The organism is Thermus arciformis, from assembly GCF_900102145.1.
GTDB lineage: Bacteria > Deinococcota > Deinococci > Deinococcales > Thermaceae > Thermus > Thermus arciformis.
Map to the genome: position 1 here is coordinate 1 of NZ_FNBC01000056.1, position 8,379 is coordinate 8,379.

The following is an 8,379-nucleotide window of genomic DNA, read 5'->3' on the forward strand; positions in this document are numbered from 1 at the left end:
CGTCCCACGGCCCGTAATGGTGAACACGTCCTCCACCGGCATCAAGAACGGCTTGTCCACGTCCCGCACCGGCGTGGGAATGTACTCGTCAATGGCGTCCAAAAGCTCCCAAATCCGGTCCACCCACTCGTTCTCCCCACGCTTCGTCTGGGGGTTCTTGTGCATCTGCTCAAGGGCAAGCAACGCGCTCCCCCGGATCACCGGCACCTCGTCCCCAGGAAACTCGTACTGGTTCAGGAGGTCCCGCACCTCCATCTCCACCAGGTCCAGTAACTCGGGGTCGTCCACCATGTCCACCTTGTTCATGAACACCACGATGTACGGCACCCCCACCTGGCGCGCCAGCAAGATGTGCTCCCGGGTCTGCGGCATCGGCCCGTCCGCCGCCGACACCACAAGGATCGCCCCGTCCATCTGCGCCGCCCCGGTGATCATGTTCTTGATGTAGTCCGCGTGCCCAGGGCAGTCCACGTGGGAATAGTGCCGCTTCGCCGTCTCGTACTCCACGTGGGCCGTGTTGATGGTGATCCCCCGCGCCCGCTCCTCCGGGGCCTTGTCAATCTCCCCGTAGTCCTTCACCTCCACGTTCGGGTTCTCCGCCGCCGCTACATACGTCAACGCCGCGGTCAGCGTCGTCTTCCCGTGGTCCACGTGCCCAATCGTCCCCACGTTCACGTGAGGCTTCGTCCGGATAAACTCGCCCTTGGCCATGGTTCCTCCTTCTTGCACGCAAAGGCCGCCCTGGGCCTTACCCGCCCAGGGCAGTCAAAAAGATGGAGCTCGCGGCCGGGCTCGAACCGGCGACCTCACCCTTACCAAGGGTGTGCTCTACCTGCTGAGCTACGCGAGCTCGTGGAGCGGGAGACGGGACTCGAACCCGCGACCCTCGGCTTGGGAAGCCGATGCTCTACCAACTGAGCTACTCCCGCGCGGGGTGTGCTTGGAGCACACCGGATGGTGGGCAGGGCTGGATTCGAACCAGCGAAGGCATACGCCAACGGTTTTACAGACCGTCCCCTTTGGCCGCTCGGGCACCTGCCCACGCCCTTTTTGGAGCCACCCAGGGGAGTTGAACCCCCAACCCCCCGATTACAAGTCGGGTGCTCTGCCGGTTGAGCTAGGGTGGCGGGACCGGGGCTGGGACCCTGTCCGAGGGATTAGGCTAGCACAACGCCGGGCGAGTGTCAAGATAAGGGCATGCGCATCGTACCTTTTGGGGCGGCCCGGGAGGTCACGGGAAGCTGCCACCTGCTTTTGGCCGAGGGGCGGCGGGTGCTTTTGGACTGCGGGATGTTCCAGGGGCGGGAGGAGGCCAAGAACCACGGGCCCTTCGGCTTTGACCCCAGGGGGGTGGAGGCGGTGGTCCTCACCCACGCCCACCTGGACCACGTGGGGAGGCTTCCCAAGCTCTTTCGCGAGGGCTTCCGGGGGCCCGTCTACGCCACCCGGGCCACGGGGCTTCTCATGCGCATCGTCCTCGAGGACGCCCTCAAGGTCATGGAGGAGCCCCCCTTTTCCCGGGAGGACGTGGAGGAGGCCCTGGCCCACCTGGAGCCCCTGGAGTACGGGGAGTGGCTTCGCCTGGGGGACCTGACCCTGGCCTTCGGCCAGGCGGGACACCTCCCGGGGAGCGCCTTCGTGGTGGCCCAGGGGGAGGGGAAGACCCTGGTCTACAGCGGCGACCTGGGCAACCGGCAGAAGACCGTCCTCCCCGACCCTTCCTTGCCCCCCAAGGCCGACTTCGTGGTCTGCGAGGGCACCTACGGCGACCGGCCCCACCGCCCCTTCCCCGAGACGGTGCGGGAGTTTTTGGGGATTTTGGAGGAGACCCTGGGCCAGGGGGGCAAGGTCTTCATCCCCTCCTTCGCCGTGGAGAGGGCCCAGGAGGTGCTCTTCCTCCTCTACGAGCACGGCCACCGCCTGCCCAAGGCCCCCATCTACCTGGACTCCCCCATGGCCGAGCGGGTCTTGGAGCTTTACCCCAGGCTGGTGCGCTACTTTAGCGAGGAGGTCCAGGCCTACTTCCTCCAGGGGAAGAACCCCTTCCGCCCCCGGGGTCTCCGGGTGGTGGAAAGCGCCGAGGAGTCCCGCGCCCTGGCCCGGGAGCCCGGCCCCATGGTGGTCATCGCGGGAAGCGGCATGCTCACGGGGGGGCGGATTCTCGCCCACCTGAGGTACGGCCTTTCCGATCCCAAAAACGCCCTGGTCTTCGTGGGCTACCAGCCTAGGGGCGGCCTGGGGGCCGAGCTCATCGCCCGGCCTCCCCTGGTGCGGATCCTGGGGGAGGAGGTGCCCTTGAGGGCCAGGGTCCACACCCTGGGGGGTTTTTCCGGCCACGCGGGCCAGGACGAGCTTTTGGACTGGTTGAGGGAAGAGCCCCGGGTCCTTTTGGTTCACGGGGAGGAGGAAAAGCTTTTGGAGCTCGGGAAACTCCTCGCCCTTCGCGGGCAGGAGGTGGCCTTGGCGAGCCTGGGGGAGGGGGTGGAGGTCTAAATGCCCCGCCAGGGCAGGGGCCCCGAAAGGGGTTCTTCCAGGGGCGTTCTTTAAGCGGGCTTGAACCCGAGCCTTTCCAGGACCATGCGGGTGGCGGGGCTTTTGTTCAGGGTGTAGAAGTGGACCCCCTCCACCCCGGCCTCTAGGAGCTCCGCCACCTGGCGGGTGGCGTGCTCCACCCCGATCTCCAGAATGGCCTCGGGGTCGTTCTGGTGGCGTTCCAGCTTAGTGAGGAGAGGCCCGGGGATGCTCGCCCCGCAGACCTCGGTGAAGCGGCGGAGCTGCGGGTAGCTGGTGATGGGCATGATCCCCGGGAGGATGGGGATCCCGATTCCCACCCGCCTCGCCCGCTCCAGGAAGCCGAAGTAGTGGGCGTTGTTGAAGAAAAGCTGGGTGATGGCGAAGTCCAGCCCCGCCTCCACCTTGGCCTTGAAGTGGCGGAGGTCGGCCTCGAGGCTCTCGCTTTCCGGGTGCCCTTCCGGGTAGGCGGCGCCCCCCACGGCCAGCCGGTCCCCGTAGCGGTTTCGGATGAGGGCCACGAGCTCCGCCGCGTAACGGAACCCCTCGGGGTGGGGGCGGAAGACCCTTTCCCCCTTGGGCGGGTCGCCCCGGAGGGCGAGGATGTTTTGGGCCCCCGCCTCCACGAAGCGGTCCAAGACCTCCGCCACCTCCTTTTGGCTCTGCCCGGCCACGGTGAGGTGGGCGAGGGGGTTCAGGCCCAGCTCCAGGATGCGCCGGGTCCAGGCCACGCTCTTCTCCCGGGTGCTCCCCATGGCCCCGTAGGTGATGGAGACGAAGGCGGGGCGGAAGCCCCTGAGCTCGGCGAGGGTGCGGAAAAGCGCCTCCTCCCCTTCGGGCGTCTTGGGAGGGAAGAACTCAAAGGAAAAAAGGGGCCCCCTGCGCTCCCTTAGGAGGTCCCTGAGGTTCATGCGAACGAGTGTAGCCCCTCTCCCCAAGGGGGTCAAGGACGGGGGATAATGGGGGCATGGTGGAGGTGCCGGAGATCCCCAAGGTGGAAGCCCTGGAGCTTCCCGCCAAGGAAACCGCCCTCATCGTGGTGGACATGCAAAACGACTTCGCCCACCCCGAGGGGGCCCTTTTCGTCCCCGACGCCCCCAAAAGCGTCCCCGCCATCAAGCTTCTCCTGGAGAGGGCGCGGAAGGCCGGGGCCAGGGTGGTCTACACCCAGGACTGGCACCGGGAGGACGACCCCGAGTTCCAGATCTGGCCCCGGCACGCCGTGGCCGGGACCTGGGGGGCGGAGATCCTGGAGGAGCTTAAGCCCGAGCCTGAGGACCTCGTCATCCAGAAGGTCCGCTACGACGCCTTCTACGGCACCCCCCTGGACCACTACCTTCACCTCTTCGGGGTCAAGCACGTGGTGGTCACGGGGACGGTGGCCAACATCTGCGTTCTGCACACCGCGGGGTCCGCGGCCTTGCGCTGGTACAACGTGGTCCTCCCCGAGGACGCCACCAGCGCCCTCACCCCCTTTGACCTGGAGGCCGCCTTGCGCCAGGTGACCTTCCTCTACCAGGGCAAGGTCACCCGGGCCGAGGGGGTGCGGTTTGTTTGAGGCGGGAGGGTAGGGTGCCCGGGGAAGGGGTGCTCCCCCTCGCCCTGGCGGAAGGGGAGGGGGAGGTCGCCCTCCTGCGGCGGGCCCAGGCCCTGGGCCTCCCCGTGGCCCCCACCTGGGTGGTGCGCCTGGAGGAGGAGTTCTACCGCCTGAACAACCTCAAGGAGCGCCTGGAGGACCTCTTCCTCGGGGTCTTCGGGGTGCGCATAGACGAAGAACGGCTGCTTTGGGCCGCGGAGGAGGCCCGCCGGGCGGTGCGGGAAAGCTACCTCCTCCCCGAGCGGGCCGAGGCCTTTCTCGCCGCCCTGAAGGGGCGGGGGCCCTTCGGGGTGCGCCGCGCGGGGGAAGGGGAGGCCCTATGGGCGGCCACCCCCCAGGAGGCCCTTTTCGCCCTGAAGCGGCTTTGGGCGGCCTCCTTTCAGGTGGAAGCCCTCCTCGGGCGCTACCCAAGCCTCCTTCCCCCCTTCCGCCCGGTGTTGGTGCAGGAGGCGGGGGAGGCGGTGGAAGACCCCTTCCTCTCCCTGGACCTCTCCCGGGCCTTGGGGCAGGAGGTGGTGGTGTACACCTGGGGAGGCCAGGTGGTGCGGATAGAATCTCCCCATGGTGGATAGCCACGTCCACACCCCCCTTTGCGGGCACGCGGAGGGCGCCCCGGGAGAGTACCTCTTCCACGCCCGGAAGGCGGGGCTTAGGGGCCTGGTCTTCACCGACCACAGCCCCATGCCCCCCTGGTACGACCCCCAAAGCCGCATGGGCCTGGCCGAGCTTCCCTTTTACCTCCTGGCCCTGGAAAGGGTGCGGGAGGCGAACCCGGACCTCTACGTGGGCATCGGCCTCGAGGCGGACTACCACCCCGGCACGGAGGCCTTCGTGGCCCACCTCCTCAAGGCCTACCCCTTTGACTACGTCCTCGGGAGCGTCCACTTTCTGGGGGCCTGGCCCCTGGACCACCCCGACCACCAGGGGGAGTACGCCTGGCGCGACCTCAAGGAGGTCTTCCGGGCCTACTTCCAGGAGGTGGAGAAGGCGGCCAAAAGCGGCCTCTTCCACGCCATCGGCCACCTGGACCTCCCCAAGAAGTTCGGCCACCGCCTCCCCGAGGAGGCCCTTTTAGAGCTCGCCGAGCCCGCCCTAAGGGCCATGGCCGAGGCGGGGCTTTTCCTGGACGTGAACACCGCCGGGCTCAGGAAGCCCGTGGGGGAGGTGTACCCGGCCCCCGTCCTCCTCCGGAGGGCCCGGGAGCTTGGCCTAGGGGTGGTCTTGGGCTCCGACGCCCACCGCCCGGAGGAGGTGGGCTTCGCCTTCCGCGAGACCCGGGACCTGCTCCTTTCCCTGGGGTTCCAGGAGGCCTACTACTTCCAGGAGGGGAGGCCCGTGGCCTACCCCCTGTCCAGGGCAGCGTAGACCCGCTCCCGACTGGCCCCCAAGGCCAGGTCGTCCCGGTGCCCCCCCGCCGCCTCGTAAGCCCGCACCGCCCTCACCAGGCGCAGGAAGGCCTCGGCGCAGGGGTCGGGGGCCGGGGCCTCGTACTCCATGAAGGTCACCCGTTCGTACTCCTCCCGGTACTCCGCCTCCTCCCGCTCCACGCACGCCTCGTAAGCCTTTAGCGCCTCGTCCACCTCGAGGCGGGCTCCCTCCAAAGCGGTCATCTTCCCCTCCTTTCTCAGCCTGATTATATCAGGTTTGCTTACTGCGGAAGCGAAGGCTCGCGGCGGGAATGGGGCCTTCCTGGAAGCGCTCCTCCTTCCAGGGGTCCCCCCGCCAGTGGTAGCCGAGCCGCTCCCAGAAGCCGAGCTCCAGGTGGTCCAAAAGGACGATGCGGCGCACCCACTTGGCGCTCTTCCAGGCGTAAAGGTGGGGCACGAGGAGGCGCACCGGGCCCCCCCTCTCCGGGGGGAGGGGCTTGCCGAAGAGGGTGTGGGCGAGGAGGACGTCCTCCCTGAGGAGGTCCTCCAGGAGGAGGTTGGCGGTGTAGCCCCCGTAGCTTTCCACCAAGGCGGCCACGGCCTCGGGCCTGGGGCGGGCCTTCTCCAGGAGGTCCCGCGTCCGCACCCCCCTCCAGGCCACGTCCAGGCGGCTCCAGCCGGTGACGCAGTGGAAGTCCCGGGTGAGCTCCACCTGGGGGAGGGCCAGGAGGTCGGGGAAGGTGAGGGCGATGGGGGTTTCCACCAGGCCCTCCAGGGCGAACCGCCAGGCCTCGGGAGGGACTCGAGGCGCTTCCCCGTAGGTGAGGACCGGAAAGCGCTCCGTGACCCTCTGCCCGGGAGGAACCCGCTCCATGCCCTAAGGATAGGGAAGCCTTGGAGGGGGAAAAGGGGCTTGGCTCACCGGCTTTGGTAGCGGATGACCTCCACCTTCTCCAAGGTGACGAGCCCCTCCTTGACCATCTCGTCCAGCACGGGCAGGAAGGCCAGGACCTTCTCCTCGGTGTCCACGATCTCCACCATCACCGGGAGGTCCTCGGAGAGCTGGAGCACCTTGGCCGTGTGGATGCGGGAGTGGGCCCCAAAGCCCATGAAGCCCTTGAAGGCCGTGGCCCCGGAAAGGCCGCGCCGCCTGGCCTCGAGGACGATGGCCTCGTACAGGGGCCTCCCCCCGTACCGGTCCGACTCCCCCACGAAGATCCGCAGGAGCCGGGCCTCCCCTTGGAGCCTCATGCCCCTAGCTTACCAGGGCCCCGCCCAGGCGGTGGCCCCAAAAGACCAGGAGGAGCCCAAGGACAAGGCTTCCCCCCGCGTAGAGAAGGGCCTTGGCCACCTGGCCTTCCTGGAGAAGGGCCAGGGTCTCGTAGCTGAAGGTGGAAAAGGTGGTGAACCCCCCCAAAACCCCCACCGCCAGGAAGAGCCGGGCCTCCCCGGAAAGGGCCCCTTCCAGGGAAAGGCGCAGGACCACCCCGATGAGGAAGCTTCCCAGGGCGTTCACCACGAGGGTGCTCCAAGGGAAGCCGGGGCCGGCCAGGCCCTGAACCCAGGCGCCTAGCCCGTACCGGAGGACCGAGCCCAAGGCCCCTCCCAGGGCCACCCAGAGGTACCGCTCCACCCCCAAAGTATAGTGAGGCCATGAGGCCCAAGACCCTTTCCCCCATCCTCACCGCCAGGGGGGTGCGGCTCGCCATCGCCGTGGGCCGCTTCAACGAGCGGGTGACCAAGCTCCTCCTGGAGGGGGCCCTCGAGGCCTACGCCCGCCTGGGCGGGGACCCCGCCGAGGTCCTGGTGGCCTGGGTACCGGGCTCCTTTGAGCTTCCCCTGGTGGCCAAGCGCCTCGCCCAAAGGCCCGACGTGGACGCCGTGGTGGCCCTGGGGGCGGTAATCCGGGGCGAGACCCCCCACTTTGAGTACGTGGCCGCCCAGGCGGCAAGCGGCCTCATGCAGGCCATGCTCCAGACGGAGAAGCCCATCGTCTTCGGGGTCCTCACCACCAACACCCCCGAGGAGGCCCAGGAGCGCGCCGGGGGCAAGGCGGGCAACAAGGGCGCCGAGGCGGTCTTCACCGCCATAGAGATGGTGCGCCTTCTGGAGGCTATTTCCCGGTGAAGAGGGCGCGGGCGTAGCGGAGGTGGAGGTAGAGGAAGCACCCCAGGCAGAAGCCGAAGGCCAGGTTGACGAAGGCGAGGAGGGCCACGAGGAGGGCCAAGGCGTAGCCCACGCCCTTCAGGCCCAGGAGGAGGAAAAGGGAAGCAAGCCCCAAGAAGAGGGCCCCCAAAGAGCGGGCGAAGCGGTGGGGCCTGGGGTCCTCGTCCACCACCGCTGGAGGAACCCGGAGGAGGCGCTTCAGGGCCACCATCAGGTCCAGGGGGGTGTGCTGGCTCGCCATGAGGAGGAAGAGGAAGTAGACGGGCCAGGGCAGGTCCAGAAGCGCCGCCGGGGGCAGGAGGAGGACGAGGAGGGCCTGGTTGAAGCGGAGCTGGTTCCGGTCCGTCTTCATGGCCCCCAGTATACATATGCGCTTTAAACGCTCAAGGGTACCCCCCTTTCGGATATTCAATGCATACCCCCTTGACAAGCCAAAGGAAAAGGGGGCGCTTGGTGAGCTGTGGAAAAACACCAGACGCCCCCTTCCATCCTACCCCTGCCCCTGGAGGAACTGGTCCCCCTGCTCCAGGCATGGCTCCAAGCCCGCTTGCCAGAAGGGGAGAGAAAACCCGGCAGGCCCAGGACCTTCTCCGACCTCAGCCTCTTTCTCTTCCACCTGGTCCGCGCCCTCCTGGGCTTCTCCAGCGAACGCATGCGCCGGGAACTGGCCCGCAACCCTAGGCTCCGCAAGCGCCTCGGTCTAGAGCGCGTTCCCTCCTCTGCCACCCTCAGCGAGCG

13 protein-coding genes and 4 tRNA genes are annotated in these 8,379 nt (G+C 68.0%); 6 read left to right on the plus strand and 11 right to left on the minus strand.

The window, feature by feature from the left end:
- The 5 genes from BLP62_RS12575 to BLP62_RS12595 all read right to left on the minus strand — a co-directional run.
- Positions 1–711 (minus strand): GTP-binding protein (locus BLP62_RS12575; protein ID WP_143004352.1); only part of this gene is annotated, 711 nt, incomplete at its 3' end.
- Between the two features lie 63 nt (positions 712–774).
- Positions 775–850, minus strand: a tRNA-Thr gene (locus tag BLP62_RS12580).
- 3 nt (positions 851–853) lie between these two features.
- Positions 854–929 (minus strand) — tRNA-Gly (locus BLP62_RS12585).
- Positions 930–955: 26 nt separating this feature from the next.
- A tRNA-Tyr gene (locus BLP62_RS12590) sits at positions 956–1,041 on the minus strand.
- Positions 1,042–1,051: 10 nt separating this feature from the next.
- A tRNA-Thr gene (locus tag BLP62_RS12595) sits at positions 1,052–1,127 on the minus strand.
- A 70-nt stretch (positions 1,128–1,197) separates the two neighbouring features.
- Here BLP62_RS12595 and BLP62_RS12600 point away from each other — a divergent pair.
- On the plus strand, positions 1,198–2,493 hold the full coding sequence (locus tag BLP62_RS12600) for an MBL fold metallo-hydrolase (RefSeq protein ID WP_093008649.1): 1,296 nt from the start codon (positions 1,198–1,200) through the stop codon (positions 2,491–2,493).
- Between the two features lie 50 nt (positions 2,494–2,543).
- On the opposite strand, the gene metF is transcribed toward BLP62_RS12600, so the two are convergent.
- Positions 2,544–3,422, minus strand: coding sequence for a methylenetetrahydrofolate reductase [NAD(P)H] (gene metF / locus BLP62_RS12605; RefSeq protein ID WP_093008650.1), 879 nt, complete (start codon positions 3,420–3,422; stop codon positions 2,544–2,546).
- A 56-nt stretch (positions 3,423–3,478) separates the two neighbouring features.
- On the opposite strand from metF, the gene BLP62_RS12610 reads away from it, so the two are divergent.
- The 3 genes from BLP62_RS12610 to BLP62_RS12620 are packed head-to-tail and all read left to right on the plus strand — an operon-like array spanning position 3,479 to position 5,473.
- Complete coding sequence (locus BLP62_RS12610; RefSeq protein ID WP_093008651.1) at positions 3,479–4,069, plus strand: nicotinamidase; 591 nt, start codon at positions 3,479–3,481, stop codon at positions 4,067–4,069.
- Positions 4,070–4,083: 14 nt separating this feature from the next.
- The gene (locus BLP62_RS12615; RefSeq protein ID WP_093008652.1) at positions 4,084–4,680 is read left to right on the plus strand and encodes a hypothetical protein; all 597 of its coding nucleotides are present in this window, start codon (positions 4,084–4,086) and stop codon (positions 4,678–4,680) included.
- Positions 4,670–5,473 carry a histidinol-phosphatase HisJ family protein gene (locus BLP62_RS12620; protein ID WP_093008653.1) on the plus strand — a complete coding sequence of 268 codons (804 nt, stop codon included), beginning with the start codon at positions 4,670–4,672 and terminating at the stop codon, positions 5,471–5,473. The genes BLP62_RS12615 and BLP62_RS12620 overlap by 11 nt, the downstream gene beginning before the upstream one ends.
- Here the strand turns inward: BLP62_RS12620 and BLP62_RS12625 are convergent.
- The 4 genes from BLP62_RS12625 to crcB are packed head-to-tail and all read right to left on the minus strand — an operon-like array spanning position 5,449 to position 7,108.
- Positions 5,449–5,718, minus strand: coding sequence for a hypothetical protein (locus BLP62_RS12625; RefSeq protein ID WP_093008654.1), 270 nt, complete (start codon positions 5,716–5,718; stop codon positions 5,449–5,451). The genes BLP62_RS12620 and BLP62_RS12625 overlap by 25 nt on opposite strands.
- Positions 5,719–5,746: 28 nt before the next feature.
- Positions 5,747–6,349, minus strand: coding sequence for a sulfite oxidase-like oxidoreductase (locus tag BLP62_RS12630; RefSeq protein WP_093008655.1), 603 nt, complete (start codon positions 6,347–6,349; stop codon positions 5,747–5,749).
- Between the two features lie 44 nt (positions 6,350–6,393).
- A complete protein-coding gene (locus BLP62_RS12635; protein WP_093008656.1) occupies positions 6,394–6,726 on the minus strand; it encodes a DUF190 domain-containing protein in 333 nt (110 codons plus the stop codon).
- Between the two features lie 4 nt (positions 6,727–6,730).
- Positions 6,731–7,108, minus strand: a complete 378-nt coding sequence (crcB, locus tag BLP62_RS12640) for a fluoride efflux transporter CrcB (protein WP_093008659.1) — start codon at positions 7,106–7,108, stop codon at positions 6,731–6,733.
- Between the two features lie 20 nt (positions 7,109–7,128).
- Between crcB and ribH the strand changes: the two genes are divergently transcribed.
- Positions 7,129–7,602: a 6,7-dimethyl-8-ribityllumazine synthase gene (gene ribH, locus BLP62_RS12645; protein ID WP_093008657.1), complete on the plus strand. Its 474-nt coding sequence runs from the start codon at positions 7,129–7,131 to the stop codon at positions 7,600–7,602.
- Here the strand turns inward: ribH and BLP62_RS12650 are convergent.
- Entirely contained in the window at positions 7,589–7,993 is a 405-nt protein-coding gene (locus BLP62_RS12650; protein ID WP_093008658.1) for a DUF4395 family protein, read from the minus strand. The two genes, ribH and BLP62_RS12650, sit on opposite strands and share 14 nt — an antisense overlap.
- Positions 7,994–8,101: 108 nt before the next feature.
- On the opposite strand from BLP62_RS12650, the gene BLP62_RS13885 reads away from it, so the two are divergent.
- Positions 8,102–8,379 (plus strand): transposase (locus BLP62_RS13885; RefSeq protein WP_342341990.1); only part of this gene is annotated, 278 nt, incomplete at its 3' end.